This is a genomic window from Streptomyces sp. JLBJ103, from assembly GCF_058215575.1.
Genome location: NZ_CM177089.1, coordinates 8,172,370 through 8,198,877, shown reverse-complemented (window position 1 = coordinate 8,198,877; position 26,508 = coordinate 8,172,370). Strand labels below are relative to the sequence as shown.

Here is a 26,508-nt window from a genome sequence, read left to right as displayed (position 1 = left end):
ACCAGTGGAATCACTGATGCGCGGCCTTCGGTGGGCGGCCCGCTTGAGACGTCCCGGACTTCCGTCCGTATGTCCCCTTGACGGTATGGGGCGCAGAAGGAGGTTGTATGGCAGCCGAACACGATCCCGGCCGGCGGACCGGGCGTCGGATGATCCAGCCGACCGGCAGCACCTTCCGCCCGGTCCCCGCGCCCGGCCCGGCCCCGGAACCCCGCGCGGCGCGCGAACCGGACGCGGCGCAGGGCCCTCCGGTCCCGGAGTGGATGGAGGATCTGCGTCTGTTCCGTCCGCCCGGCGCCCCGCTGCCGCGGGACGCCCACCGGATGGCCGAGGCCGACACCCAGGAGATGGAGCCGGGGCCGGGAGTGCCGGGGTCCTGGGACGCGGTGCCCACCGCGTCCGCGTACGCGCCCGGCACCGTTCCCCTGCCTGGGCCCGGCCCGGTGGTGCGGCGCCGCTCGCGGGCCGCCGCACTGCTCGTGGGCGGGCTCGCCGTGGGGGTCGCGCTGACCCTCGCCCTGGTGCTGCCCCGCGACGCGGCGACGGGGGCGGCGCCTCCGGTGACGGGCGGGGTGAGTTCACCGCCCGTCACCGGAGGCGCCACTCCACCGTCACAGCCCCCGGCGCGGACACCCGACGGGCAGTGGCAACGGCAGGCGCATCCGGGCATCCTGACGCTCGGGGACAGCGGTCCGCAGGTCACCGACCTCCAGACCCGGCTGCTGCGGATCCCGGACGTCTATCAGGGCGGGCCGGTCAACGGCCGGTACGACCAAGCCCTCGCGGAGGCCGTGTCCCGCTTCCAGGTCTGGTACGGGATCCGCGGTGACGCCAACGGGGTGTACGGGGATGCCACCCGGCGCGATCTGGAGTCGCGCACCTGACCGCCCGCTCCTCAAGCGGCACCGAAGACCTGCGTCCAGTAGGTACCGGCCCGGCTGCCGGTGGCGTAGCCGACGCCGATATGGGTGAAGTCGGGCTTGAGAATGTTGGCGCGGTGGCCCGGACTGTCCATCCAGCCGCGGACGACCTCCGCCGCGGAGCGCTGACCGCAAGCGATGTTCTCCCCGATGCCCCGGTGGCTTGCTCCGGCGGCTCGGGCCCGGTCCCAGGGCTGCTGCCCCTCGGGTCCGGTGTGGGAGTAGAAGTCACGGGCCACCATGTCGTCGCTGTGCCGCTGCGCGGCCGTCGTCAGCCGCGGCTCGGGGTTGAGCGGGGCGAGCCGGGCGGCGGCCCGCTCGGCGTTGGTGAGCGCGATGACCTCGGAGCTGAGCCGGGTCAGACCGTCCGGGGTGAACGGCTGTGCCCACACCGCGGTCCAGTAGACATCCCCGCCGGGGCCGACCGCCCGGCCGAGCCCGAGGTGGACCACGGCCGGGTCACCGAACGGGCCGCGGCGCTCCGCGCCGGAGAGGCAGTAATCCACGAACTCCTCGGCGTTGCGCGGCCCGGAGACCAGATGCTCATCGACCGTCAGGCAGCGGTAGCCCGCGGTGGCGATCCGGTGGAACAGCGAGCTGCCGTCCGGGCCCTCCACACCCAGCCGCCCCGCGGCGGCCATGGCCCCGGCATGTGACTCGGCCGCCGCGGTCAGCCGTGGGTCGGTGGTCAGCGGTGGCGCTCCGGCCCGTGCCCGCGCCGCGTTCACCACGTCCAGCGGCCCTCCCGGCGCGCTGTGGTGCCCCCGCGGCGGGGGCGTTGACGGTACCGGGGCGGCGGGCGGGGGCGGTTCGTCGGCGACGTCCACCCCGAAGTCCCGGGCCACCCCGGCCAGTCCGTCGGCGTATCCCTGGCCGAGCGCCCGCACCTTCCACCGGCCGCCGCGCCGGTAGACCTCGGCGAGCAGCAGCACCGTCTCCTGGGCGGGGCGCGGCGGAGTGAACCGCGCGACCGGCGCGCCGCCGTCCGCCAGAACGGTCAGCACGGGCACCGGCAGCCGCCCGAGCGGGGTGGCGGGGTCGGCGGGGCTGACGACGACGGTGATCCGCTCGGCATCCGGGCGCAGCCGCCCAGGGTGGAGGGTGAGGGTGTCGCCGTGCAGCCGGGCGCCGGGCGCCGAGGGCTGGTTGAAGAAGACGAAGTCGGCGTCGCCCGCGACCTTTCCGTCCGCACCGGTGATCAGCGCGGACAGATCGAAGGGGCCGGGCACCCTGATCGTCAGCGCGCCGTCGGGCAACGTCAGATTGCCGCCGGGGACCAACTCGCCCATCTCCGCTCCTCACCACCGTGTTCATGGGGGCAACGCCCCGGCGGGGCCGGTGGTTCCGGAACGGGTCCGCGCCCGCCCCGGGCCGTGGGGCCGGGGCGGGCGCGGAAGGAGCGGGCGGGCAGCGGTCAGACCGGGACCGCGACGTACTTGTACTCCAGGAACTCATCGATGCCGACCCGGCCGCCCTCGCGGCCGAGCCCGGACTGCTTGACCCCGCCGAAGGGGGCGGCCGGGTTGGAGACCAGTCCGGTGTTGAGGCCGACCATGCCGACCTCGAGCCGTTCGCTCATCCGCAGCGCGCGGTTGAGCTCCTGGGTGAACACATAGCCCACCAGCCCCCATTCGGTGGCGTTGGCGGTGGCCACGACCTCGTCCTCGTCGTCGAAGGTGAGGATGGCCGCGACCGGTCCGAAGATCTCGGTCTCCATCAGCCGGCTCGCGGGGTCCACTCCGGTGAGCACCGTGGGCGGGTAGAAGCAGCCGGGTCCCTCCGGGGCGCTGCCGCCGACCAGTACCTCGGCGCCGCGGGCCACCGCGTCGGCGACCAGGTCCTCGACCTTCTCCCGGCCCGCCCGGTCGATGAGGGGACCCACGTCGACACCGGGGCGGCTGCCGGGGCCCACCTCGAGCGCGCCCATCCGGCGGGCGAGCCGGTCGGCGAACTCGGCGGCGACGGACCGGTGCACAAAGAACCGGTTGGCCGCGGTGCACGCCTCCCCCATGTTGCGCATCTTGGCGGTCATGGCGCCCTCGACCGCGACATCGAGGTCGGCATCGTCGAAGACGACGAAGGGGGCGTTGCCGCCGAGTTCCATGGAGGTGCGGACGACGGCGGGCGCGCACTGGGCCAGCAGGGTGCGCCCGACCTGGGTGGAGCCGGTGAAGGAGAGCTTGCGGATGTGTCCGCCGGTCAGCAGCGGTTCCACCACCTCTCCCGCCCGTGAGGTGGTCACCACGTTCAGGACGCCCGCCGGAAGACCGGCCTCCGCCAGGATCCCGGCGAGTGCGAGGCTGGACAGCGGGGTCTGGGGTGCGGGCTTGAGCACCATGGTGCAGCCCGCGGCGATCGCCGGGCCGATCTTGCGGGTGCCCATGGCGAGCGGGAAGTTCCACGGGGTGATCAGCAGGCAGGGGCCCACGGGGCGGCGCATGAGCAGCATGCGGTTCTTGCCGTCCGGCATCGTGGCGTAGCCACCGTCGATACGGACGGCCTCCTCGGAGAACCAGCGGAAGAACTCGGCGGCGTAGGCGGCCTCTCCGCGCGCCTCGGCCAGCGGTTTGCCCATCTCGGCCGTCATCAGGGCGGCGAGCGCGTCGGCGCGCTCCAGGATCAGTTCATAGGCGCGGCGGAGGATCTCGCTGCGGGCCCGGGGCGCGGTCGCGGCCCACTTCTCCTGGGCGTCCTCGGCGGCGGCGAGCGCGCGCTGGCCGTCGGCGGGGCCGGCGTCGGCGACCTCGCACAGCGGCTCACCGGTGGCCGGGTCGTCGACCGGCATGGTCAGGCCACCGGCCGCGTCGGACCACGATCCGGCGATGAAGAGCTTCTTGGGCACCGTGGCGAGCACATCGGCCGCGGCGGGGAACGAGGGGGTGGACATGGCGGCAGTCTCCTTCGAGGTCCGGGGCGCGTCAGGAGCCCGCTGTTCCGGCGCTCACGGCGGCGGACCAGGCGCGCAGACCCTCGTCGATCGCCGCTTCGTCGACGACCAGAGCGGGGATCATCCGGACGACATGGTTCCAGGCGCCGCACAGCAGCAGCAACAGCCCTTCGTCCACGGCGGCCTTCTGCACCCGGGCGGCGGTCGCCGGGTCCGGCTCGCCGTCCTCGGTGACGAACTCGCTGGCCTGCATCAGCCCGAGACCGCGGACATCGCCGATGGCCGGGGTCTTCGCGGCCACGTCCTCGAGCCCGCTGCGCAGCCGTGCGCCCATGGCCGCGGCGTTGGCGACGAGGTTCTCCTCGCGCACCACGTCGAGGGTGGCGGCCGCGGCGGCGCACGCCACCGCGTTGGCGCCGTAGGTGCCGCCCTGGGAGCCGGGCCATGCCTTGCTCATCAGCTCCTCGGAGGCCGCGATGCCCGACAGCGGGAAGCCGCTGGCCAGGCCCTTGGCGGTGACCAGGATGTCGGGGCGGACCCCGAAGTGGTCATGTCCCCAGAACCGGCCGGTGCGGCCGACGCCGGTCTGCACCTCGTCCAGGATGAGCAGGATGCCGTGCCGGTCGGCCCGCTCGCGCAGCCCCTGGAGGAAGCCCTCGGTGGCGGGTACGTAGCCGCCCTCGCCGAGCACCGGTTCGACGATGACCGCCGCGGTGTCGTCGGGGTGGGAGATGCTCTGGAGGACGTAGTCCAGCTCGCGCAGGGCGAACCGCGTCGCGGTCTCCTCGTCCCAGCCGTACCGGTAGGCGGTGGGGAACGGGGTCACCACCACACCGCTCATCAGGGGCGAGAAGCCGGAGCGGAAGCGGGTCCCGGAGGTGGTCATGGACGCGGTGGCGACGGTACGTCCGTGGAAGCCGCCGTGGCAGACCAGGACGTTCGGCCGTCCGGTGGCCTGACGGGCGAGCCGCAGGGCCGACTCGACCGCCTCGCTGCCCGAGTTTGCGAAGAACAGACTGTCCAGCTCCGGGGGCAGCACCTCGCCCAGCTTCTCGACCAGCCGGCGCAGCGGCGGGTGCATCACGGTCGTGTACTGGCCGTGGATGAGGGTGCCCACCTGCTCCTGCGCCGCGGCGACGACCCGCGGATGGCAGTGTCCGGTGCTGGTGACACCGATGCCCGCGGTGAAGTCGAGATAGCGCCGGCCGTCCTCGCCGTCGACATGGACGCCCTCTCCACGGACGGCGACGACGGGAGTGGCCTGGCGAAGCTGCGGCGACAGATTGGTCATGTTCTCTCCCACACCCAACAGGTCGGCGTTTGCACGGACTCTTCGAGCGTGCGGGAGCGGGCCGGGCCAAGACAATGATCGTTGTGTCGCTCTGTGGTGATCGGTATGGACGATCTGTCAACGGCTCCGCACGGGCACCGTGTCAAGAGGGCCCGTTGCGCACGGGACGCGAGCTTGTCAGAGTGATCCGCATGGACGGCTCCGGCGGTAGCACGTACGAGGCCGGCGCGCCGCTCACGCTCGACGCCGCGCTGCGGCTGCCGGTGCTGGCCGCGGGGCTGCCGGAGGTGGTGTCCGGGCAGCGGCAGCTGTCCCGTCCGGTGCGCTGGGTGCACATCACCGAGCTGCTCGACCCGGCCTCGTTCCTCAAGGGCGGGGAGCTGGTGCTCACCACCGGGATGCCACTGCCGGAGGAGGACCCTTCGCAGGTCAGGCGCTATGTGGAGGAGCTGGCGGACATCGGCGCGGCGGGGCTGGTGATAGAGCTGGTCCGGCGCTACCACCGGCCGCCGAAGGAACTGGTGCGCGCCTGTCTGGACCGGGACTTCCCGCTGGTGCTGCTCTCCCGGAGCGTGAATTTCGTGGAAGTCACCCAGATCGTCCACTCCATGATCATCGGCAGTCAGATCGAGAGTCTGCGGCGGGCCCATGATGTGCATGACACCTTCACCGCGCTGACCCTGCGCGGCGCCGAGCCCGATGAGGTGGTGGGCATGGCGGCCGAGATGAGCGGGCATCCCGTGGTGCTGGAGAACCTGGTGCACCAGGCCGTGATCTGCGGTCCTCCGGGCGCGGGGGTGGAGGCGGCGCTGACCGGCTGGGAGCGGCGGTCCCGCGCCACCCCCTCCCCCGACCGCACCGAGCTGAGCGGTCCGGAGAACTGGCTGGTGACCGCGGTGGAGTACCGGGGGGAGCGCTGGGGCCGGCTGCTGATGCTCCCGGACGCCTCCGGCACCCCGGCCACCGGCCCCGAGCACGCGATGGTCTTGGAGCGTACGGCCACCGCCCTGACCATCGCGCGGCTGACCCAGCACATCCGCTGGGAGCGGCGGGCGCAGCGCACCCTGCTGCTGGACCTGGTGGAGCAGCGCTGCCGGTCCACCGGGGAGGCCAGGGCGCGGGCCGAGGCGCTGGGCGCACCGGTGCGGGGCCGCCGATTCATCGTCGCCCTGGTCACCCTCGCCCGGGGGCCGGGATCCGAGGAGTCGGCGGAGCTGGAGGACCGGCTGACCGCCGAGCTGGCGGTGGGCGGGACGTCCGTGCTGGTCGGAGCGGTGCCCGGGGATCACATCGGAGTGCTGCTCGGCTTTCCCCCGGCCACGTCCTGGCGGCCGCTGGCGGAGCGGCTGAGCCGTGCGGTGCGGGAGTCCCGGCCGGACGCGGTGGTCAGTGTGGGCTCCGAGGTGGCGGATCTGTCCCAGCTCGCGCGCTCCTTCCAGCAGGCGGCCCGGGTCGCGGACGCCGCCGTGCCCGGCACCCCGGACAAGCCCTTCCACGAGCTGTCCGATATCGGACTGCGGCAGCTGCTGTACGCCCTGCGCAGTGATGTACGGGTGCAGGAGTACGTGGAACGGCAGCTGGGACGGCTGGTCGACTACGACGAGCGGCATGGCACCGATCTGCTGTCGACGCTGCACGCCTATCTGGACGCGGCGGGCAACAAGACCGTGGCCGCCAAGCGCGCGAACCTGTCACGTCAGGCGTTCTACCAGCGGCTGCGTTCGATCGAGCGGCTGCTCGGCTGCGATCTGGAGTCGGGCGGCCGGCGCACCGAACTCCATGTCGCGCTCACCGCTTTCCATGTGCTGCGGCTGTCCCACGGCCCCTCTTCCGCGTCCTGAGCCGCGGAGCGGCCACAGCCGGTCGGCAAGGGACCTGCTGTGGCCGCGTGTCGCCCACCCCTCGGCAGGGTCACTTGAGGTAGTCGTCGACGACCTTCGGAGGCCAGGAGCCCACATTGAGGACGCCCATGGAGTAGGCGCGGGAGACCAGGGCCGCGCGGTTGGGCACCCGCAGCTTACGGAGCAGCCGGGTCACGTGGTACTCGACGCCCTGCCGGCTGAGGTAGAGCCGCGCCGCCAGGGGGACCGTCGACACACCGGCGGCGATCCCCTCGAGGATGCGTGCCTCGATCTCGGTGAACTGCTTCGTGCGCTCGGGGACCATGTCCGCCTCGCCGCCCGCGGTGGGGCGCAACAGCACGAGGATGGAGGCGACATGGGAGCGGCCCTCGCGTACCGCCACGGCCGTGAGCACACTGTTGAAGGCCGAACCCTGGGGTCCGACGAGCGTCGTGCGGACGGCGAAGCGATGACGGGAGCCGTCGAGGAGACCGGTGAACTGGCGTCGCAGGGCCTGCCGGACGCTGGGGAGCACCAGATCGCAGAAGCGGCGGCCGCAGACATCGGCCGAGGCGTCGTCGAATTGACGGAAGAACTCCCTATTGGCCTGCTGAACCGTCAGGGAGGGGTCGAGACATACGACGCACACCCCCGGCTGGTCGAATTGGCGCAGGAGATCGGCGTACTCGGCCTGTTCGCATCCGCGCTCGTGGGGGGTTGGCCGAGCCGAATCTGCCAGTACGGACATTACCAAGGGACTGCCATCCCTTCCTGAATTCTTAATCTTCGGGGGAATTGCGCGCGCAATTCTTTTTTCGAATGTGATTTCAGAATGGAGACTAGGGAGGAGCGGCTGATCGAGTCAACTTCATCAGGGGCGTTGTCGCCCAATCCCGTGGTGGGCGGGGGCCGGTGGTTCGGTCCGCACCTTCGGGGTTCGGTGGGTCGGTTCGGTGGTTCACCGGGGGGCGCGGATGTCCGCGGATCGTCACTTAATTACCGCCGTTAACTGCCGTTTTCCGGTTGAAGGCGGGGCAGCATACGGATGAGTTCGCGGCGGCCGGAGACGCCCAGCTTGCGGTAGGCGTTGGTGAGGTGCTTCTCGACGGCGCGGGAGGTCACACCGAGGTCAGCGGCGATCTCCTGATTGGTGAGCCCGCGGCCGACGAGGGAGATCACGGTGCGTTCGGTGCGGGTGAGCCCGGCCTCCGGCCGGGCGGCGGGCGCGGTACGGCCGTTCCGGGTGCGGGCCCGTTCGGCCAGCCAGGGCGCGCCGCAGGCGGCGGCGAGGGAGGCCGCCTCCTGAAGCACGGCCTCCGCCTCGGTGCCGCTGCGCAGCCGTCTGCCCAACGTCAGGAGCGCGCGGGCGAGTTCGAGTTCATTGGCGGAGGCGCGCAGCACATCGACGGACTCCCGCAGGAAGTTGATCCCCCGGGTTCCGCCGTGCAGCCGCCCCTTGAGCCGCAGGGCGCGGCCGATGGCCACCGGCGCTCCCCACTCCTGGGCCCGCAGATGCTCCTCCTCGGCGAGGGCGAACGCCGCGGGGGCGTCACCGACGCGCAACTGGAGGGCGGCGGCGCGCGGGCGCCACGGGAACAGCACGGGATTGCGCCAGCCCGACGCCTCCAGCTGCCGTCCGCAGGCGAGCAGGGTCTCCAGCGCACCGGACCAGCGGCCCTGCCCGGTGTCCTGCGCCGCCTTGAGGAGCTGGAGCGCGGCGGTCAGGGCCAGCCCGGCGGAGCGGCGCCGTCCGAGCCGGTCCAGGATCCGTTCGGTCAGCGCGGGGTCCCGCAGTTCCAGGGCGACCCCGGTGAGGGCGATGGTGGACATGACACCGAGCTCCTGCCAGTGCGCCTCGGCCAGCCGCGCCGCGCGCTCGGCGTGGTCGAGCGCCTTGGCGGCCCGTCCACGGGCGGTGAGCATCATCGCCTGCTCGAGATGGACGAAGGCGTCCACGACGGTGGCGTCCTGCCGCGCGGTGTGACGCTCGGCGGACAGCCAGGAGCTGATACGGCGCACCGAGTCGGAGGCGGCCAGGGCGATGACCACGAGCGGCAGCGCCGAGTGGACCCGCGCGGAAGTGGCCGGTTCACGCTCCAGGATGCGGTGGGCGAGCCCGGTGACCCGGTCGGCGGGCAGCCGGGCGGTGAGCGTCGCCGCGGCGAGCAGTACCGCGGTCAGCTCGCGTTCGGCGGCCGAGCCGAGCGATGGCTCCTCCCCCATCCCGCTCAACCGGGCCACGGCGACAGCGAGTTCGGCCGGGTCCTCGTTCCCGGCGTGCCGCAGTCGCGCCTCCAGCCGCAGGGACAGATCGCGCGCGGCGCCCTCCAGCGAGGCCGTCGGGCCCAGGTCCTCGGCGACCTGGTGCAGCAGATCGAGGACGGACGGCGGTGTCAGCCCGACGATGGTCGGGGAGATCCGCAGGGCGGCGGCGGCCCGCTGCCGGGCGGAGGGCAACAGGGGTATCGCCTGGGAGATATGGCGTTCGCAGGCGGCCGGGTCGAAACCGCGCTCCGCGGTGGCCAGGTCGATCAGCAGCCGCGCCCGACTCTCGCCCGACAGAGAGCCGTCCAGCAGGGCGCGGCGCAGATAGCGGGCGGCGATGTCCGGTGCGCCGCGGCCCAGCGCGGTGTCCGCGGCGGCCCGGAGCGCCCCCACCGACCAGGGGTGCCGCGAAGTGGTGACAGCCATCAGCTGGGCCGCGACCAGCTCCGCGGGGCATCCGCCGCGGTACAGCAGGGCGGCGGCCGCGTCGTGCAGCCGCTCACGCTCGGCCACGGTCATGGAGGACTCGATCGCGTCCTGTACCACACGGTGGGCGAAGCGCGGTTCCTGTTCCGCGGCGAGCAGCCCCAGTTTGTGGAGGGCGCGCAGCGCGGCGGTGTAGCCGATCGCGTCCAGCGCGGCGAGCGGGGCCATCAGATGGGGTACGCCCTCGTCGCCGAGGACCGCGATGGCCGCGGCCAGGTCCCGCACCGCCCGCGGCTGGGTGCGCATACAGCCCGCCAGCCGCTCCCGCAGCTGGGAGGGGCGCAGTTCGCGGGCGGCGTCGACGTGGCCCGCGGTGGGCCGGTGGCCGCCCATGGCGAGGCCGGCCAGCACCGACAGCAGGAACAGCGGGTTTCCCCCCGAGATTTCGTGGCAGGCGCGGACGAACTCCTCGTCGCCCGGTTCGCCGAACTGCTCCCGGATCATCCTCTGGGTGCCCTCGACAGTGAGGGGCGCGGGTCTCAGCACCCGCGCGGCCGCGTCGGTGACCTCGCTGAGCAACGGGTGCCCGGCGCGCGGATCACCGTCGCGCAGGGTGCACACCACAGCGACGCGCAGCCCGTGCAACCGCTTGACCAGGTAGGCGAGCCAGCGCAGCGAGGGGGTGTCCACCCACTGGAGGTCGTCGACGAGGATCAGCAGCGGGCCGTCGGCGCAGACGTCGGCCAGCAGGGAGCGCAGACCGTGCAGAACGGCCTCGCCGGCGGCGGACGCCCGGCCCTCCCCCGCCGGGACGGCGTCGTCGTCGAAGACCATGCGCGCGAAGCACCCGTGCTTCCGCAGCCGACGTTCGCGGCCCTCCTCCGGGGCGCCGGTCAGCAGACTGTCGAAGAGCTGGCGCACCACGCCGAAGGCGAATTCCTGCTCCATCGGCGCAGCGTTGGCGCGCAGCACCCGTACATCGGTGTCCTGCGTGTGGGCGGCCAGGTGGTGCAGCAGCGCGGTGCGGCCGATGCCGAGCGGGCCGGTGAACAGCAGCAGTGACGAGTCTCCCGCGCGCGCGGCTCTCAGAGCCTCCGCGACCTGTGCCGTCTCGGCATCTCGCTCAAGCAACATCCGTTCCGTACCCCTCTGTTGCCCGGATCAGCGTGCGCAGTTCCGCCCGCCCGCGGATCCGCAGCTTTCGGTACGCGCCGGTGAGCCGCAGCTCGACGGTGCGGATGGTCACCGACAGCAGTTCGGCGATCTCGCGGTTGCCGCGGCCGTGTCCGGCCAGGGTCGCGGTGCGCCGTTCGGCCTCGGTCAGCGTGGCCCACTCCGGATGCGGGACGGTGCCGGACGCGGCGGGCCGGCCCACCTTCCCGGTGAGCGTGCGTACCCGCTCGGCCAGTCTGCTGGAGGGGTGGTGGATGGTGATGAGGGTGGCCAGTTCGGTGACGAGCGCGGAGGCCGCGCAGCGGTCCCCGGCGTCGAGTTCGGTTCTGGCCAGCTCGGTGAGCGCACCGGCGAAGGCCAGCAGGGCGGGGGTGCCGCGCAGGGTGCGCACGGCATCGCGGAGCCGGTCGGCGCGCTGTTCGCGGGCCACCCGTCCGGCGCCCAGCTGGGCCCAGCCGAGCGTGCTCGGCGCGCTCCACCGCCGGGCCAGCGCGAGTTCCTCCCGGGTCAGCCGCCCGGCCTCCTCATGGTCCCCGGCCGCGTGGCAAGCCCGGGCGGCCATCGAACGCCAGGGCATCAGCGCGGGGTTGAGGTGGCCGCGGCGCAGCAGCCGTCGTCCGGCGGAGAGAAAGCGCTCTCTCGCGTCGCTGACGCGACCGTCCGACTGGTCGACCATCCCCTGGGCGAAGAGCAGATACGCCCAGGCCGTGCCCTGCCGCTCCGCGGTGGGCGGGGCGGTGGCGGCGAGCGCCCGGGCCCGGTCGGTCCGGCCGCTCTCCAGGGCGACGACGATCTGCACGGCGGTCAGATAGGGGACGGTGTCCGGATGCCAGCGGGCGTGGGGCAGGGCGCGCTCGGCGGCCGCGACGTCCCGTTCGGCCATGTCCAGCCGTCCACGCCGCAGATGGAGTTCGCCGCGGATGGCGAGGGCGAGCGCGGAGGCGGCGCGGGCGTGGCGGCGGCGCAGTTCGGTGTGGAGGACATCCAGCCGGGTCTCGGCCTCCTCCACGTCGTCGGTCAGGAGCAGGGCGCGGACCGCGGCGAGCCGGGGCAGGATGAGCGCGCCATCGCCTTCCTGGCCGGCGAGCGCGTGACGGGCCACCTCCCGGGTCAGCGGCAGGTTCTCGGCACGCCGGGCGAGCTGCCAGGCGCGCGCGCCGGCCTGTGCCGGGCACGGGGGGCGGTCGGGCATCGGGGGGACGTCGGCCAGCGCCAGCCCGGTGTCGTCCTCGCGCACCTCCTCGGAGAGCCAGAAGAGGGCGACCAGCTCGTCGCGCTCCGCATCGCGGGCCGCGGGGAGCGCGCTCAGCAACGCGCGGCGCAGCCCCTCGGCCCCGCCGCGGGTCAGCCCCAGATCGGCGGCGCGGGTACGGGCCCGGGCGAGGTGGTCGCCCTCGGTGCGGATGATCTCCTCCAGACGGCGGTTCGCGGCCTCGGGCGAGGCCAGCACCTCGATGGCGGCCAGTTCGAGGCCCAGCCGGGCCCGCGATCCGGACTCCATGGGCTCTTCCAGCGCTCTGGTCAGACAGGCGATGGCCTCGGCGGACCGTCCGGCGCGCAGGGCGGCGGCACAGGTGCGGCGCAGGGTGTGGACGGCCCAGGGCTCTCCGGCCGGACGTGCGGACAGCAACAGACGGGTGATGTCCTCGTCGGGTACGGCGGCCCGGTGGGCCAGTTCGGCGGCGCGGGTGAAGAGGTTGGCGCGCTCGGCGGCGGTCATCTCCTCCAGGACCCGGGCCCGTACGTCGGCGTTGCGCAGCCGCAGACCGGTGCCGGAGGCGACGGTGAGCCCGGTGGCCTCCAGGGTGGCGCGCAGCCCCGGTTCCCGTGCCGCCCGGGGTCCGGCGAGGGTGTGCACCAGGGGCAGGTCCAGCAGTTCACCGCAGACCGCGAGCGCGCGCAGCACGGCCACGGCGGATTCCGGCAGTCCGCTCAGCACCCGGGTGGTGTGCTCGCCGGTGACGGAGGCGATGAGCGCGCGGAGTTCGGGCACCCGCGCCGCCAGCGGCCGGTGGCCGCGCTCGGCGAAGCGGCGCAACGCCTCGTGCGCCACCGCGGGGTCGCCCCCCGTGGCCTCCGCGGCGGCCGCGTTGAACGTCTCCTCACCGGGCTCACGGCAGATCTGCGCCACGACGGTGGCGATGTCCCGGTCGGTCAGGGGGGACAGGGTGAGCTGGGTGACGGGTACCGGGCCGAGGGCGGAGGTGATGTGGCTCCAGCCTGGGTGGTGGCCGCCGGTGCTGCTGGCCAGGACCGCGAGGGGAGTGCCGGGCAGTCTGCGTATCAGGGCTCCGCACCAGCGCAGTGAGGCCGGGTCCAGCCGGCCCACGTCGGCCACGGTCACCAGGGTGGGCCGGTCGTGTGCGGTGCGCAGCAGTTCAGCCAGCCCCGGTAGCCGGCCGTCCGGGCCTGGTTCGGCCAGGGCCCGCCGGATGCCGTGGCCGGACTCGTCCAGGGGGGCCAGCAGTTGGTCGACGGCGCCGTAGCGCAGCCCGCTCTCGCCGAGGGTGGCTTCGGCACGCAGGACGCGCAGTCCGCGGTCGGCGGCGAGCCGGGCCGCCCATCCGAGCAGTGCGCACTGCCCGAAGCCGGGTCGCCCGGCGATCGTCACTACCGCGGGCAGCCCCCTGCCGAGGTCGGTGACGACCTCCGCCAGCGCCGCCTGCTCGCGTTCATGTCCAGGGAACGGGAGCCCGTTGAACTGCATGGGGTGACTATAAGTCTGGCGCATCCCCCAGAAGCCGAGCCGAGCGGTCACGTCGCGCTCAGTACCGCCCACGCGCGGCGGAGACCCAGGCCGGGGCCCGTGAATCGGGAACGCTGGGGGTGTGCAGCACCGAGGCCAGCTCGGTGCGCTGGCTCACCCCCAACTTGCGGTAGACGCTGGTGAGATGCGTTTCGACAGTGCGTACCGTGACGAACAGCGACTCGGCGATCTCCCGGTTGCCCGCGCCCCGCGCGGCGAGTCCGGCGACCGTGCGCTCGGTGCCGGTGAGCAGATCCACCGGCGAGGCGGTGATCTCGCGCATCCGGCCGCCCGCGGCGACCAGCCGCCGACGGGCGTCCCGGGCGAGGGCGAGGGCACCACAGCTCTGAGCCAGGTCGGCGGCGTTGCGCAGATGCTCCCGCGCACCGCGCGGATCGCCGGTGTCCAGCAGGGCGCCGCCGAGGAGCAGTTCGGCCCGGGCGTACTCGGCCCGCCCGGGTGAGACGGACAGCTGGTCGACGGCCTCGGTGAGCAGTTCGACGCCGGGTGCGCCAGGGGTGATCACTCCGCGGGCGAGCGCGGCGAGTCCGAGCGCGCGGGGGGTGTTCCAGCGCCGGGCCAGTTCGGTGCCGTGGTCGACGGCGTCCCGCACCCGGTCGGGGCATTTCTCCGCGGCGCAGATACAGGCCGCCTCGGCCCACCAGGCGACGAACACCGCGTTGGTGATCCCGGCTTCGGCCAGCGAGGCACCGCAGTCGAACAGCAGACGCAGCGCGGTGTCGCCGTCGCCCAGTGCCCACCGGGCTCGTGCGCGGGCCATGAGATACGAGTGGTACTCCAAGGCGAACAGCTCGATGTTCGGCCGGGTGATCCGCGCCAGCAGCTCGTCGGCCCGCTCGGGCTCGCCGCGGTCGATCAGCACGGTGCCCAACGCGGTCTGCGGCAGGGTCACATGGGAGCTCCACCGCTCCTCGCCGATGATCTCGAGGGAGGTCTGAGCGTCGGCGAGCGCGTCGGCCATCGCCCCGAGACCGTGCAGCACCAGGGAGCGGCTGGAGAGGGCGACCACATACGACCACACCGCCGCGTTCTCCTGGCTGCACCGCAGCGAGCGGTTCAGCGCCGCCAGCGCGCCGTCGGCGTCGTCGGCCAGGCTCAGGCCGACCGAGGACAGCACCAGCGACCAGTTGTCGACCTCCACCCCCGAGGAGCTGAGGGTTCGCCGGGCCAGCCGCGCCGTCTGCTCGGCGGAATGGCCGTCCAGCGCGCGGTACAGCGTCATCGCGGCCAGGATCTGCCGCTGTGCGGGGGTGTCCCCCGGTGGCTCGGGCATCCGCGCGAAGCGCTCCCGGACCGCGACGATGGTCGCCTTCTCGTCGGAACCGGTGATCAGCAGGGCGGACCGGACGAGGGTGAGCAACTCCGTGTCGGCCGGGTCGGGTTCGGGCCCCGTGGCGGCCTCGAGCGCGTCCAGCACCTCGGCGAGCACCCGGACGGCGCTCCGCGAGCGCTGCACGGGCAGACAGGTCATGCCGTACTGCACGGCGATGGGCGCCTTGGCGCGGAGGTCGGAGGTCAGTGACAGTGCGTGCTCGAGCAGCCGGACCGCTTCCAGCGGGTTGATCTCCGCCAGCGCCCTGGCGAGTTGGACCCGGACCGGGACGCTGTCCGGCTCGGCCTCCAGGACGCGGTACAGATAGCGGGCGGTGGCCTCGGGAGCGCCCCGGTGCTCGGCCTGCGAGGCGGCCTCGCGCAGCACCACACGCATCCACGGCTCGGGGGTGCCGGGGACCAGCAGCACCTGGTTGGCGATCTCTTCGGCGGGCCGCCCGATATCGCTCAGCAGCAGGGCGGCCTTGGCACGCAGCGCGGCCAGGGCGGGAGCGCCGGCGGCCCCGAGCACCGCCGAGCGCACCACGTCATGGGCCAGGTCCGGGCGGTCCGGCGCCATCACCTCGGCGCCGCGCAGCAGCGTCACGGCCTCCTCGACCCGGGCGGCGGGGACCCCGGCGAGCGCGCCGATGTGTTGCGCGTCCTCGTCGCCGAGGACCGCGATCGCGGTGGCCACGTCCCGGACCCAGCCGGGCCGGTGGTCGAGCAGGGCGCGCACGGACAGGGCGACCACGCCACGGCCGACCTCGTCGATCTGCCGGATACCGCGCTCGTCCGGCGGTACGCCCCTGGCGCGCAGCTCGCGCAGCAGCCGGGCGACGGTGAGCGGGTTGCCGCCGCAGACGGCCGCCGCGCGCTCGGCGAAGGTCGGCGCGACGGGGGCGGGGAAGACCAGGCGCGCCATCTCCCCCACATCCCCCTCGGTCAGCGGGTCCAGGCGGAGCACCGAGGTACGGGGCTGGGCGACGATATCGGCCAGGGCGGCGGGTGCGGTGGGCTCGGCCTCGGTGCGCTGGGCGAGCACCACAAGCAGCGGGAGGTGGTCGGCGCGCCGCAGCAGGAAGGCGATCCAGCGCAGTGACCGCTCGTCGCACCAGTGCGCATCGTCCAGTACGAGCGCCAGCGGACCCTGGCTCATCAGATTGGCGGCGAGCCAGTACAGCCCGTGCAGCACCGGATAGGCGGCGGCCGCGCAGGGCTCGTCAGGACCGGGGTCGGGGGTGAGCGCGGGGAGGGCACGGGCCGCGCCGCCGCGCAGCAGCGGGGAGTCCCCGGCGTTCTCGTGGGTGAGTCCCAGGACGGCGAAGAGGGCGCGGACACCGCCGTAGCCCGTGCCGGAGGCGACCTCACGGCAGCTGCCGTGCAGCACCGTCATCTTCCGGCAGGCATCGCCGCCGAGAAAGGCACGGAGCAGGCTGGTCTTACCGATTCCGGCCGGTCCGCTCAGCAGCACCAGTCCGGATCGTCCGGCGATAGCGGACTCGGCATGGCCGGTGAGGGTCGCGAGTTCCCCGGTGCGGCCGACCAGTCTGCCGGAGGGGCCGGAGGCCGTGGTCCGCTCATCCCCCACGGCAGCCCCCTCAGCCCCACACGCCGCATAAACTATGAAAAATACGAAAACTACACTACTCGGTGCGATCGTCAGGCTACATGAACCGTATGACGACGATCAATTACCAAACAATGACGTACGCAGAGGCTCCTGTAGCGAACAAAGGCCCCGGCTTCCGGCGCTCAGCGACCCGGGGCGGGTCGGTGTGGTGAGGGCATACACCTTCCGCTTCCCCGGGCCGTGCGGTTTCACCGTGTGGGTGAGGCGTGGAGTTCTCTATGGCGTCTCCTTTCGTCGAATCACGGTTCTTATCGGGTCACGTTTCTTGCGGAGTCATATGTGATCGCTGATATATGACCGTTCGCACGGGCCGCCGGTTCACGATCGGGTCATACCGCTCAGGGCGGTCACAGGATGCAGTTCGAACCAGACGACCTTGCCCACCGCCGTGCTGGTACTGCCCCAGCAGCGGGAGAGCAGCTCCAGCAGGTGGATCCCGCGCCCTCCTTCGTCGTCCTCGCCCGCCCGGCACAGCCGGGGCCTGCCGCAGTCCTCGTCCGCGACCTCGCACCGGAAGGCACGGTCGGTCGCGCACAGCGAGAAGGTCAGCCGGACCGGTCCGCAGGCGTGCCGCACCGCGTTCGTGACCAGCTCGCTCACCAGCAGCTCGGCATCGTCGATGCGCTCGTGGAGCGCCCACGCCGCCAGCTGCGCGACCGTGAGGCGGCGGGCCCGGGACACCGAGGCGGGTTCGGAGGGCAGCAGCCACGACGTCCCGCCGCTGGTGGCCGGGGCGTACCGGACCGGCCGCCGCGCCGCGCTCATGGACGCCGGCGGGGCGACGGTGGTGAGGGTCGAGGCGTTCATTTCAACCGGTCGGGACTGACCCGGGGAGCCGGGACAACACGCCCGTCGGGGAGCAGTTCACCCGTGTCCGCGAAGATCACCACTCCGTTGCAGAGCAGGCTCCAGCCCTGCTCGGGATGGCAGGCCACCAGACGCGCGGAATCATGGTCGGGCGCGTCCGCGGAGGGACAGGGGGGCTGATGGAGGCACATGGCTGAACCTTCGCTTTTCCGCCGACGGTCGGCAGAACTCTTTCGAGGCGTCCAGCATGGGCCGCCGCCGCGGAGCACGGCGAGGGGAGATATCCCCGCATCGATACCCGATCCCAACCCCCGGCCCCCGGGGAGATCACATCCGGCCACCACCGCTCACCGTCGGTACCGAAAACGCACACCGTGCGTATGGCGCCGGTCATGATGTGTCATGCGCTGAGGAAGAAGGGGCATGCGGTGGCCCCGGCAGAGGCATAGCCTGGGGGTATGGGGTCGGTCCGCGCGGGTGGAGTCGCCCGCCCGAGGCTGGTTCGAGGCATCGATGGGTGCGGTGGCAACGGACACCTCGACCGGACGGCAGACCGGCAGGCTGCCGTCGGAGGTGACAAGTTTCGTGGGGCGTCGGCACGAGGCGGCCGAGGTCAAGCGGATGCTGTCCGCATCACGTCTGGTGACGCTCACCGGGGTCGGCGGCGTCGGGAAGACCCGGCTGGCCCTGCGGGTCGCCGACGACGCGCGCCGGGCCTTCTCCGACGGCGTCTGGCTCGCCGAACTCGCCGAGCTGGACAACCCCGCACTGCTCGCCCAGAGCGTCACCGAGGCCCTGGAGATCCGGGACCACTCCGCGCGCCCGCCGATGGACGTCCTCATCGATCATCTGCGAGACCGGCAGACCCTGCTCGTCCTGGACAACTGTGAGCATCTGCTGCACGCCTGCGCGCTGCTCACCGACCGGCTGCTGCGCGAGGCTCCCCGGCTGCGGGTGCTGGCCACCAGCCGCCATGTGCTGGGCATCGGCAGCGAACAGACACTCGCCGTCCCCACCCTGACGCTGCCCGACGCCTCCGGGCCGCGGCTGTCCACCGGGGCGTTCGCCCAGTGCGACGCGGTACGGCTGTTCACCGAGCGGGCCCGGGCGGCACTGCCCGGCTTCACCGTCACCGACGCCAACCGGGACGCCGTGGAAGGGATCTGCCGGCGGCTGGACGGCATTCCGCTCGGCATCGAGCTGGCCGCCGTACGGCTGCGCGCCCTGTCCGTCCAGCAGTTGCTGAGCCGGCTCGACGACCGCTTCCGGCTGCTGACCACCGGCTCCCGGGCGGTGCTCCCCCGCCACCAGACGCTGCGGGCGCTGATCGACTGGAGCTACGACCTGTGCACCGAGCGCGAGCAGCTGCTGTGGGCCCGGGTCTCGGTCTTCGCCGGAAGCCTGGACCTGGAGGCGGCCGAGGCGGTCTGCTCGGGCGACGGCCTGCCTCGCGAGGAGATCCTGGACCTGGTGACCGAGCTGGTGGGCAAGTCGGTGCTGCTCCGCGAGGAGCACGGCGCGACGGTGCGCTACCGGATGCTGGACACCCTGCGCGCGTACGGCCGGGAGCGGCTGGAGGCGGCCGGTGAGGAAGCCGTCCGGCTGCGCTGCCACCGCGACTACTACCGGCAGCTGGCGGCGGACGCGCGCGCCGCGCTCTTCGGACCGGCCCAGGTCCAGTGGTTCACCCGGCTCCAGCTCGAGCACGCCAATCTGCGCACCGCGCTGGAGTTCTGCTACGACGACCCGGCGGAGTGCGCCCGCGGTCTGGGGATCGCGGCCGATCTGCTCTACCACTGGATCACCAGCTACTACCTCAGCGAGGGGCGCCGCTGGCTGGACGACGGGCTCGCCGTCTGCCCCGAGCCGACCGGTGCCCGGGCGCGGGCGCTGTGGACCAACAGCTGGCTGGCCATCATCCAGTCCGACACCGACGCCGCCTCGGCCATGCTCGAGGAGAGCCGGGCCATCGGGGAGCGGCTGGATCTGGAGCCGGTACTCGGCTACACCGCGCTGTACTCCGGCATGGTCGCGATGTACCGGGGCGACGCCGAGGCCGCGATCACGCTCTACGAGGAGGCCGTCCGCCGCCACCGCGCCACCGGCGACCCGGTGGGGCTGGCTCTGGCGCTCATCCGGCTCTCGCTGGCCCACTCGTTCATCGGTGACTCCCAGCGCGCCATCGCGCTGGGCGAGGAGTCGCTGGCGGTGTGCGACGCCTACGGCGAGGGCTGGCACCGGGCCTACACGATGATGGCGCTGGGGGTCGAGGTGTGGCGGCAGGGCGACACCGAGCGCGCGGCCGCCCTGGAGCGGGAGAGCCTGAAGTTCAACCGTTCGCTCGACGACCCGCTGGGCGTCGGGGTCAACCTCGAGGTGCTGGCCTGGATCGCCGCCACCGAGCGGGACTTCCCGCGTGCGGCCCGGCTGCTGGGCGTGGTCCGGACGGTCTGGCGGGCGGTGGGCGCCCCGCTGTCCGGCTACGGCCATCTGGTCCACTACCACGAGGAGTGCGAGGCCGCGGTGAGCCGGGCGCTGGGGAAAACGGCCTTCAACGCCACGGTCAAGGAAGGCTCCCGGCTCTCCTACGACGAGGGGCTGGGCTACGCCCTGGAGAACGAACTCCCCACGACGGAACCGGCGGTGGGCGAGCGGCCGTCTCCCCTGACGCGCCGGGAGTCCGAGATCGCCCAACTGGTCGCCCAGGGGCTGAGCAACAAGGAGATCGCCGCGTCCCTGGTGATCGCCCAGCGCACCGCCGAGGGCCATCTTGAGCACATTCTGAGCAAACTCGGTTTCACCTCGCGTGCACAGGTGGCGGTGTGGGTAGCGGAACAGAGCCGGACCGCACGCGCCGATGGGGAAACCCGGTCCGACACCGCGCCCTGAGCGGACGGAGACCGCATGCCCGGTGAAACTACCCGGTGAAGTTCACTGGCGAAAGACTCCGGAAGGGAAGCGAGGGGCGGAATTCTATTCGATCCAGGCCCACTTGTCCTCAATTTCTTCACAGACGACAAACCAAACGTTACCTGCCCCGCGTTCGAGGGATCATGCGTCAGGCTCGAGGGACGAGCCGCAACGGTCGTATCAGCACGACCGACGCGACCGAGGAGGTCCCGCCGTGACTGTTGCCGCAGTCGGCCATACCGGTGATGCCGCGGAACTCTTCCGTGGCACCGCCCACAGCCCGTCGTACTTCGCGCTCAACCGCGCCGGGGTCACGGGCGGCGGACAGGAGCTCGTGGACTTCTGCATCCCCTGCAACCCGTACTTCCCCACCCCCGCGATGTTCGCCGTGATGGCGGTCAGGCTGCGCGACATCCTCACGTACTACCCCAGCTCCGCGGAGACCATCACCGCCGAACTGGCCGATGTGCTCGGGCTCCAGCCGCAGACCATGGCGATGGGCAACGGCTCGACGGAGCTCATCACCTGGATCGACCATCTGCTGGTCAAGGAGAGCCTGGCGGTGCCGATCCCCACCTTCGGCCGGTGGACCGACCAGCCGATGGAGACCGGCAAGCGGGTGGACATGTTCCAGCTCCCGGAGATGAGCGGCTTCGCCCTCGACCCGTCCGCGTTCGTCTCCTTCGTGCGCTCGCGGGGCTCACGGGTGGCCGTCATCTGCAACCCCAACAACCCCGACGGCGGGCTGCTGTCCCGGCAGGCCGTCATCGGCATGATGGACGCCCTCGCCGATCTCGACCTGGTCGTGATCGACGAGTCGTTCCTGGAGTTCGCGGACTCCAAGGCGTATCCGAGCGTCGTGGACGAGGCCGTCCTGCGCCCCAATGTCATCGTGCTGCGCAGCCTCGGCAAGAACTTCGGGCTGCACGGCGTCCGGTTCGGCTATCTGGTGGCCAACCCGGCGCTGGCGGTGCAGATCCGCTCCCGGCTGCCGAAGTGGAACCTCAACTCCTTCGCCGAGGTCATCGTCTTCATGCTGAAGCGGTACCGGCAGGAGTACATGGAGAGTCTGCGCCTGATCAGCCTGGACCGGCAGCAGATGACCACCCAGCTGGCCGGACTGCCCGGGATGACGGTCTATCCCTCCCAGGGAAACTTCGTCCTCGTCAAACTCCCGGCGGGCCTGGACGGTACCTGGGTCCGGGACCAACTTCTCTCCCAGCACGGCGTCCTGGTCCGCGAATGCGGCAACAAACTGGGCAGCAGCAGTCAGTTCATGCGGCTGGTGGTGCGCTCGCAGCCGGATGTGCAGCGGCTGCTCACCGGGCTGAGCACCGTGATGTACGGGACGTCGTTCTACGCGCCCCAGGTCAGCTGGGAGCAGCAGACACCGCTGAACTCCGTGCCGCAAGCGCAGTTCGACCCGCTGTACCAGCAGATGCCGCAGCTGTCCGGCGCGCCGGTGGCGCCCGAGCAGGTGTACACCGCGGCCGCCCTGCCCATGGCAGGCGGCACGGCGCCCGCCTATGCACAGGCGTCGTCGTACGGTACGGGCTCGGCGGGCTTCGCGGTACAGCAGCCCATGGCGGAGCTGGCCCCGGCCTATGTCGCCACTCCGCCGGTGCAGATGGCCCCGTACCCGGCGGCGCAGGCGCAGATACCCCCGATGCAGTCGGCGCGGAGCCGACTCGACCAGCTCCAGGCGCAGTTGCAGGCCGAGCAGCAGGCGCAGGTCGCGCAGATGCGGACGGCTCCGGCGCCCCAGCCGCCGGGCGCCCAGCTCCAGACCGGGCAGATGGTGAGCGCACAGGCCCAGACCTCGGAGATCCCGGCGGTCCGGACCGGGACACCGGCCACGGCCTATGCGGCGCAGAACTCCCCGGAAGACACCACCATCGACCAGATCCCCGTCTACGACCAGCAGCGGGACACCTCCGCACCGGAGGAGTCCTCGGTGGAGCGGACCCAGGCCATCGCCTACGACCCCGCGGAACTCCGGGCCACCGCCCGGCCCGTGGTGGACGACGACCCCGACGGCCTCACCCCGGCCCTCCAGCGCTATCCGCGCCCCGCCGCGTACCTCCAGAGCGATGACAGCCTGACCTGAGCCGGCACCCTGACCTGAGCCGACACTCCGACCGTGAGCTGACGCCCGGACCGTGAGCTACGGACGCCGGTCCTCACGCGGCCAGGCCGGGGCCACCCCGGCCACCGCGCAGACGGCGATATGCAGCAGCAGCGGATGGGTGTACGGCTCGCGGTCGTCGGGCGCGTGCACCACCCAGGGCTCCTCGTCCACGGCACCGGCCCGCCCCTCGGATCCATCGGACACCATGCCGCCGACCGCGTACAGCGCGATCGGCGGCCACTCGACCCCGACATCCGACTGCGGGGGCACGATCCACCACCAGCGGCCCCCGTGGGCGAGCACACATCCCGCCCGGGGCAGCAGCTCCATCACCCGGCGCCCGTCGCGCTCGGCCAGCCCGACCGCGTCGTAGTCGCGGCTCGTCCGCAGCGCGGGCGGCAGTGCCAGTCGGCGGCGGCCACCCGGTTCCGGGCGGGAGCCCCACTGCCGGAACCGGCCGCGGGGGAGGCCGGGCAGCGCACCGGCGAAGGCGTGAGTCATCTACGGGCACATCGCAAAGGTCGGGCCGCTTACACCTGCGCGGAGTGCGGCGGCGTCACGGCCGCGGTCCGGGACGGGTCCCGGCCACGGCTGCGCTAACGGGATCATGACGCCACTATGCGCACCGCCCCTCACACTTGGCAAGGGGCACTCTGGAATGTGCAGAGTCGTAAGTGCAATGTGTCTGCGCCGTACTGGGCATGGCACACTGCGAACATCAGCTAGGGGGAGGTATCTGGTGAGCGAACCGCGGTCGGCCCCGACCGTGGGCCAAGTCGTCCTCGGCAGGCGGTTGCAGGACCTGCGGGAGAAGGCGGGGCTCAAGCGTGAGCAGGCGGCCAAGGTGCTGCGGGTCGCACCCGCCACGGTACGCCGGATGGAGACCGCCGAGGTCGCACTGAAGGTTCCCTACGTTCAACTCCTGCTGACCGCATACGGAATCGGCGGCGCGGAGCTCGAGGCGTTCATCACCCTGACCGAGGAGGCCAACCGGCCCGGCTGGTGGCAGCGGTTCCACGACATCCTCCCGGACTGGTTCAGCGTGCATGTGAGCCTGGAGGGTGCGGCCGAGATGATCCGGGCGTACGAGCCCCACTTCGTCCCCGGCCTGCTCCAGACCGAGGAGTACGCCCACGCGGTGATGGAGACCGGCGCCGTCGGCCGGGCCGCGCCCGGTGACGCCGAGCGCCATGTGGCGCTGCGGATGGAGCGTCAGAGGCTGCTCGCTCGCCCGGACGCGCCACGGCTGTGGGTGGTGATGGACGAGACGGTGCTGCGCAGACCGGTCGGTTCCGCGGCGGTGATGCGCCGCCAGGTCGACCGGCTGCTGGAGTCCATCGAGCATCCCCACATCACGCTCCAGATCACGGAGTTCGCTTCCGGACACCACCCGGGCACCTACGGGCCCTTCGTCCTCTTCCGCTTCGCTGTCCCCGAACTGCCGGACATGGTGTACGTCGAGTACCTGACCGGCGCCGTCTACCTCGATGAACGCATCGAGGTGGCCGCCCATCTGGAGGCCATGGACCGCATGGCCGCACAGGCGGCAAACGCACGACGCACAAAGGAAATCCTGAAGGATTTCCGCAAGGAGCTCTGATCTGGATGAATCGCATTCACAACGGCATGCGCGCGTCCGACCTCGGCAGCGAGGGCTGGCACAAGCCCTGGAGCGGTGGCAACGGCGGAAACTGCGTCGAAGCTCTGAAGCTGGACGACGGGCGGGTGGCGCTGCGCCAGTCCACCGATCCGGACGGTCCCGCGCTGATCTACACCCACAGCGAAATCGTCGCCTTCATCCAGGGCGCCAAGGCCGGCGAGGCCGACTTCCTCGTCTCCTGACCCGCGTCCTCGTCAACCCGCACATCTCCACAACTCGCGCCGACCCCCATGGAGCGCAGCATGCCGGAACTGGAGCCAGGGCTCAGCCGGATCGACACCAGCAGACCACATCCCGCCCGCGTCTACGACTACATCCTGGGCGGTAAGAACAACTATCCCGTGGATGAGGAACTGGCGAAGCGGATGCTCGCCATCGACCCCACGGTCACGACTTCCGCGCGGACCAACCGCGCGTTCATGCGGCGTGCCACCGAGTGGCTCGCCGAGGCGGGTACCCGTCAGTACCTCGACATCGGCACGGGTATACCGACCGAGCCGAATCTGCACCAGATCGCCCAGGCCGTCGCCCCCGACGCCCGGATCGTCTACACGGACAACGACCCCATCGTGCTGTGCCACGCCGAGGCGCTGCTGCGCAGCACACCGCAGGGGGTCACGCACTATCTCCAGGCGGATGTGCGCGAACCGGAACGGATCGTCCAACAGGCCGGGGAGGTACTGGACTTCGACGAGCCCATCGCCCTCTCCCTCATCTCACTGATGCACTTCATCGACGACGAGGACGGCGCCTACGACCTGGTGCGCCGTCTGGTGGACGCGCTCGCTCCCGGCAGTCATCTGGTGCTCTCGCACGCCACGGCGGATGTCGAGCCGAAGGCGGCTGAGGAGGTGGTCGAGCTCTACCGGAAGTCCGGTGTGACCCTGCGGCCACGTTCCCACGCCGAGGTGGCACGGTTCTTCGAGGGGCTCGAGCCGGTGGGCTCCGGGCTGGTCCTGGTCTCGGACTGGCGGACGGACACCGCCGGGGGCACCCTGCTGCCCGCGGGTGAGCAGGTCTCCGTCTACGCGGTCCTCGCGCGCAAGCCGTAACCGGGCGGGGACATCCTGTCCGGGTCGGTGGGGGCCTCGCCCGTCACCGGCACGGACCACCGCGGCCGCCGCCGTCCCGCACGGCGGCGGCCGCACCCCGGACCGGACGGGCCCGCCGGGCTCACGCGGTTTCCGGATCCGCCACCGCCAGGGCCCGCATGAGGCCGACGGTGAGCGCTGTACGGGCCGGGACCGGAGCCAGCACGGTGTGCTCGTGGCGGGCGTGGGCACCGGAGCCGAGGGCGCCGAGGCCGTCGAGGACCGGCCGCCCGAGCCCGGCCACGAAGTTGCCGTCGCTCGCCCCGCCGACCGCCGTTTCCTCCAGTGCCCAGCCCTGCTCGGCGGCGACGGCGCGGGCCTGCTTGTACAGCCGCCGGGACGCGTCGTCGGGCACCATCGGCGGCCGGTTCCACTCGCCGGTGACGGTCAGCCGCACCCGCGGATCGGAGGGGGTGAGGGCCCGCAGCGCGGCGTCGATCCGCGCCATCTCGGCGGGTTCGGCGATCCGGACGTCGATACCGCAACTCGCCCGCGCGGCCACCACATTGCGGCCGGTGCCGCCGCTGATCAGCCCCACGTTCACCGTGGTCCCCCGCTCCGCCGAGCCGAGTGCCGCGATATGCGGGATGACCTCGGCGAGGGCGTGGATCGCGCTGGCTCCGGCGAACGGGTCGAGCCCCGCGTGCGACTCGACACCGTAGACGGTCACATCGAACAGACCGACACCCTTGCGCGAGGTCTTGACCGCCCCGTCGAGCGACGCCTCGAAGACCAGGGTGGCCAGCACGTCCTCACTCAGCCGCTCGATATGGCGCCGGGAGACCGGGCTGCCGATCTCCTCGTCGCCGGTGAGCAGCAGTCGCGCCGAGGGGTGCGGAAGACCCAGCTCACGCAGCAGCCGCACGGTCCACACCGCCTGGACGATCCCCGTCTTCATGTCGAACACACCCGGTCCGCAGGCCCGGCCGTCCACCACCTCGAAGGGCCACTCGGCGAGCGTCCCGGCAGGCCAGACCGTGTCGTAGTGGCACAGCAGCAGCACGGTTCCCGGCGCGGTGCCGCGATAGGTCACCGCGAGCACATCGCCGTACTCCCCGCAGTCGTGCCGCTCGGTCGTGTCCGGCGCGCCGAGCCGCTCGTCGATCCAGTCGCTGATGGCGGCGAGCCCGGCGGCGAGCAACCGCTTGTCGTTGCTCGGCGTCTCCAGCTCCACCAGGGTCCGGAGGTCTTCGATCATCTCGGGGAGCGCCCGCTCAGTGGCGGCGGCGAGCTCGGTGGGCGTCATCGAGGAGATCCTTCCCGAAGGGGGCGGCGGTGGTCCATGGGAGAGATCATGACGGAACGGGGCGATCACCGGGGGTGAGGCCCGGTGCGCGCATCAGGATGTCGGGACGGGGAGGGAGAACGACCGATGAGTTCTGCCCGCTGCCCGGGGCT

The 26,508-nt window shown here is 72.2% G+C and carries 18 protein-coding genes; 7 read left to right on the top strand and 11 right to left on the bottom strand.

Annotated features, from left to right (window positions below; genetic code table 11):
• Nucleotides 1-107: 107 nt before the first annotated feature.
• Nucleotides 108-884, top strand: a complete 777-nt coding sequence (locus tag AC4BEG_RS34780) for a peptidoglycan-binding domain-containing protein (protein WP_490703657.1) — start codon at nt 108-110, stop codon at nt 882-884.
• Between the two features lie 11 nt (nt 885-895).
• Here the strand turns inward: AC4BEG_RS34780 and AC4BEG_RS34775 are convergent, their stop codons facing one another.
• From AC4BEG_RS34775 to AC4BEG_RS34765, 3 genes are all read right to left on the bottom strand, one after another.
• Nucleotides 896-2,209 carry a CAP domain-containing protein gene (locus AC4BEG_RS34775; RefSeq protein ID WP_490703656.1) on the bottom strand — a complete coding sequence of 438 codons (1,314 nt, stop codon included), beginning with the start codon at nt 2,207-2,209 and terminating at the stop codon, nt 896-898.
• Nucleotides 2,210-2,334: 125 nt separating this feature from the next.
• Nucleotides 2,335-3,807, bottom strand: a complete 1,473-nt coding sequence (locus AC4BEG_RS34770) for an NAD-dependent succinate-semialdehyde dehydrogenase (RefSeq protein ID WP_490703655.1) — start codon at nt 3,805-3,807, stop codon at nt 2,335-2,337.
• Between the two features lie 31 nt (nt 3,808-3,838).
• A complete protein-coding gene (locus AC4BEG_RS34765; protein ID WP_490703654.1) occupies nt 3,839-5,098 on the bottom strand; it encodes an aspartate aminotransferase family protein in 1,260 nt (419 codons plus the stop codon).
• A gap of 191 nt (nt 5,099-5,289) precedes the next feature.
• Between AC4BEG_RS34765 and AC4BEG_RS34760 the strand changes: the two genes are divergently transcribed.
• Complete coding sequence (locus AC4BEG_RS34760) at nt 5,290-6,939, top strand: PucR family transcriptional regulator (RefSeq protein ID WP_490703653.1); 1,650 nt, start codon at nt 5,290-5,292, stop codon at nt 6,937-6,939.
• A 70-nt stretch (nt 6,940-7,009) separates the two neighbouring features.
• Here AC4BEG_RS34760 and AC4BEG_RS34755 read toward each other — a convergent pair whose 3' ends face one another.
• From AC4BEG_RS34755 to AC4BEG_RS34730, 6 genes are all read right to left on the bottom strand, one after another.
• Entirely contained in the window at nt 7,010-7,687 is a 678-nt protein-coding gene (locus tag AC4BEG_RS34755) for a helix-turn-helix transcriptional regulator (RefSeq protein WP_490703652.1), read from the bottom strand.
• A gap of 257 nt (nt 7,688-7,944) precedes the next feature.
• A complete protein-coding gene (locus AC4BEG_RS34750; protein ID WP_490703651.1) occupies nt 7,945-10,764 on the bottom strand; it encodes an ATP-binding protein in 2,820 nt (939 codons plus the stop codon).
• Complete coding sequence (locus AC4BEG_RS34745; RefSeq protein WP_490703650.1) at nt 10,754-13,561, bottom strand: ATP-binding protein; 2,808 nt, start codon at nt 13,559-13,561, stop codon at nt 10,754-10,756. The genes AC4BEG_RS34750 and AC4BEG_RS34745 overlap by 11 nt, the downstream gene beginning before the upstream one ends.
• 7 nt (nt 13,562-13,568) lie before the next feature.
• The gene (locus AC4BEG_RS34740; protein ID WP_490703649.1) at nt 13,569-16,472 is read right to left on the bottom strand and encodes a helix-turn-helix transcriptional regulator; all 2,904 of its coding nucleotides are present in this window, start codon (nt 16,470-16,472) and stop codon (nt 13,569-13,571) included.
• 360 nt (nt 16,473-16,832) lie between these two features.
• On the bottom strand, nt 16,833-17,321 hold the full coding sequence (locus AC4BEG_RS34735; protein WP_490703648.1) for an ATP-binding protein: 489 nt from the start codon (nt 17,319-17,321) through the stop codon (nt 16,833-16,835).
• Nucleotides 17,318-17,512 carry a DUF5999 family protein gene (locus tag AC4BEG_RS34730; protein ID WP_490703647.1) on the bottom strand — a complete coding sequence of 65 codons (195 nt, stop codon included), beginning with the start codon at nt 17,510-17,512 and terminating at the stop codon, nt 17,318-17,320. Before AC4BEG_RS34730 ends, AC4BEG_RS34735 begins: the two co-directional genes overlap by 4 nt.
• A 394-nt stretch (nt 17,513-17,906) precedes the next feature.
• On the opposite strand from AC4BEG_RS34730, the gene AC4BEG_RS34725 reads away from it, so the two are divergent.
• Both AC4BEG_RS34725 and AC4BEG_RS34720 read left to right on the top strand, forming a co-directional pair.
• Nucleotides 17,907-20,210 (top strand): ATP-binding protein, encoded by a 2,304-nt coding sequence (locus AC4BEG_RS34725; protein WP_490703646.1) that lies wholly within the window; start codon nt 17,907-17,909, stop codon nt 20,208-20,210.
• A gap of 235 nt (nt 20,211-20,445) precedes the next feature.
• Nucleotides 20,446-22,338, top strand: coding sequence for a pyridoxal phosphate-dependent aminotransferase (locus AC4BEG_RS34720; RefSeq protein ID WP_490703645.1), 1,893 nt, complete (start codon nt 20,446-20,448; stop codon nt 22,336-22,338).
• A gap of 57 nt (nt 22,339-22,395) precedes the next feature.
• Here the strand turns inward: AC4BEG_RS34720 and AC4BEG_RS34715 are convergent, their stop codons facing one another.
• Entirely contained in the window at nt 22,396-22,860 is a 465-nt protein-coding gene (locus tag AC4BEG_RS34715; RefSeq protein WP_490703644.1) for a hypothetical protein, read from the bottom strand.
• A gap of 238 nt (nt 22,861-23,098) precedes the next feature.
• Here AC4BEG_RS34715 and AC4BEG_RS34710 point away from each other — a divergent pair, with 238 nt between their 5' ends.
• The 3 genes from AC4BEG_RS34710 to AC4BEG_RS34700 are packed head-to-tail and all read left to right on the top strand — an operon-like array spanning nt 23,099 to nt 25,071.
• Nucleotides 23,099-23,959 (top strand): Sco1979 family transcriptional regulator, encoded by an 861-nt coding sequence (locus AC4BEG_RS34710; RefSeq protein WP_490703643.1) that lies wholly within the window; start codon nt 23,099-23,101, stop codon nt 23,957-23,959.
• A gap of 5 nt (nt 23,960-23,964) precedes the next feature.
• The gene (locus AC4BEG_RS34705; protein ID WP_201871079.1) at nt 23,965-24,201 is read left to right on the top strand and encodes a DUF397 domain-containing protein; all 237 of its coding nucleotides are present in this window, start codon (nt 23,965-23,967) and stop codon (nt 24,199-24,201) included.
• Nucleotides 24,202-24,261: 60 nt separating this feature from the next.
• Complete coding sequence (locus AC4BEG_RS34700) at nt 24,262-25,071, top strand: SAM-dependent methyltransferase (protein ID WP_490703642.1); 810 nt, start codon at nt 24,262-24,264, stop codon at nt 25,069-25,071.
• 121 nt (nt 25,072-25,192) lie between these two features.
• On the opposite strand, the gene AC4BEG_RS34695 is transcribed toward AC4BEG_RS34700, so the two are convergent.
• Nucleotides 25,193-26,356: a M20 family metallopeptidase gene (locus AC4BEG_RS34695; RefSeq protein WP_490703641.1), complete on the bottom strand. Its 1,164-nt coding sequence runs from the start codon at nt 26,354-26,356 to the stop codon at nt 25,193-25,195.
• Between the last annotated feature and the right edge of the window lie 152 nt (nt 26,357-26,508).

Excerpts from the sequence above, each read along its gene's own strand:
- AC4BEG_RS34730 (WP_490703647.1), bottom strand. The coding sequence starts at position 17,512 with ATGTGCCTCCATCAGCCCCCCTGTCCCTCCGCGGACGCGCCCGACCAT.
- AC4BEG_RS34705 (WP_201871079.1), top strand. The coding sequence starts at position 23,965 with ATGAATCGCATTCACAACGGCATGCGCGCGTCCGACCTCGGCAGCGAG.
- AC4BEG_RS34700 (WP_490703642.1), top strand. The coding sequence starts at position 24,262 with ATGCCGGAACTGGAGCCAGGGCTCAGCCGGATCGACACCAGCAGACCA.
- AC4BEG_RS34770 (WP_490703655.1), bottom strand. The coding sequence starts at position 3,807 with ATGTCCACCCCCTCGTTCCCCGCCGCGGCCGATGTGCTCGCCACGGTG.
- AC4BEG_RS34765 (WP_490703654.1), bottom strand. The coding sequence starts at position 5,098 with ATGACCAATCTGTCGCCGCAGCTTCGCCAGGCCACTCCCGTCGTCGCC.
- AC4BEG_RS34780 (WP_490703657.1), top strand. The coding sequence starts at position 108 with ATGGCAGCCGAACACGATCCCGGCCGGCGGACCGGGCGTCGGATGATC.
- AC4BEG_RS34750 (WP_490703651.1), bottom strand. The coding sequence starts at position 10,764 with ATGTTGCTTGAGCGAGATGCCGAGACGGCACAGGTCGCGGAGGCTCTG.
- AC4BEG_RS34760 (WP_490703653.1), top strand. The coding sequence starts at position 5,290 with ATGGACGGCTCCGGCGGTAGCACGTACGAGGCCGGCGCGCCGCTCACG.
- AC4BEG_RS34755 (WP_490703652.1), bottom strand. The coding sequence starts at position 7,687 with ATGTCCGTACTGGCAGATTCGGCTCGGCCAACCCCCCACGAGCGCGGA.
- AC4BEG_RS34775 (WP_490703656.1), bottom strand. The coding sequence starts at position 2,209 with ATGGGCGAGTTGGTCCCCGGCGGCAATCTGACGTTGCCCGACGGCGCG.
- AC4BEG_RS34695 (WP_490703641.1), bottom strand. The coding sequence starts at position 26,356 with ATGACGCCCACCGAGCTCGCCGCCGCCACTGAGCGGGCGCTCCCCGAG.
- AC4BEG_RS34715 (WP_490703644.1), bottom strand. The coding sequence starts at position 22,860 with ATGACTCACGCCTTCGCCGGTGCGCTGCCCGGCCTCCCCCGCGGCCGG.
- AC4BEG_RS34735 (WP_490703648.1), bottom strand. The coding sequence starts at position 17,321 with ATGAACGCCTCGACCCTCACCACCGTCGCCCCGCCGGCGTCCATGAGC.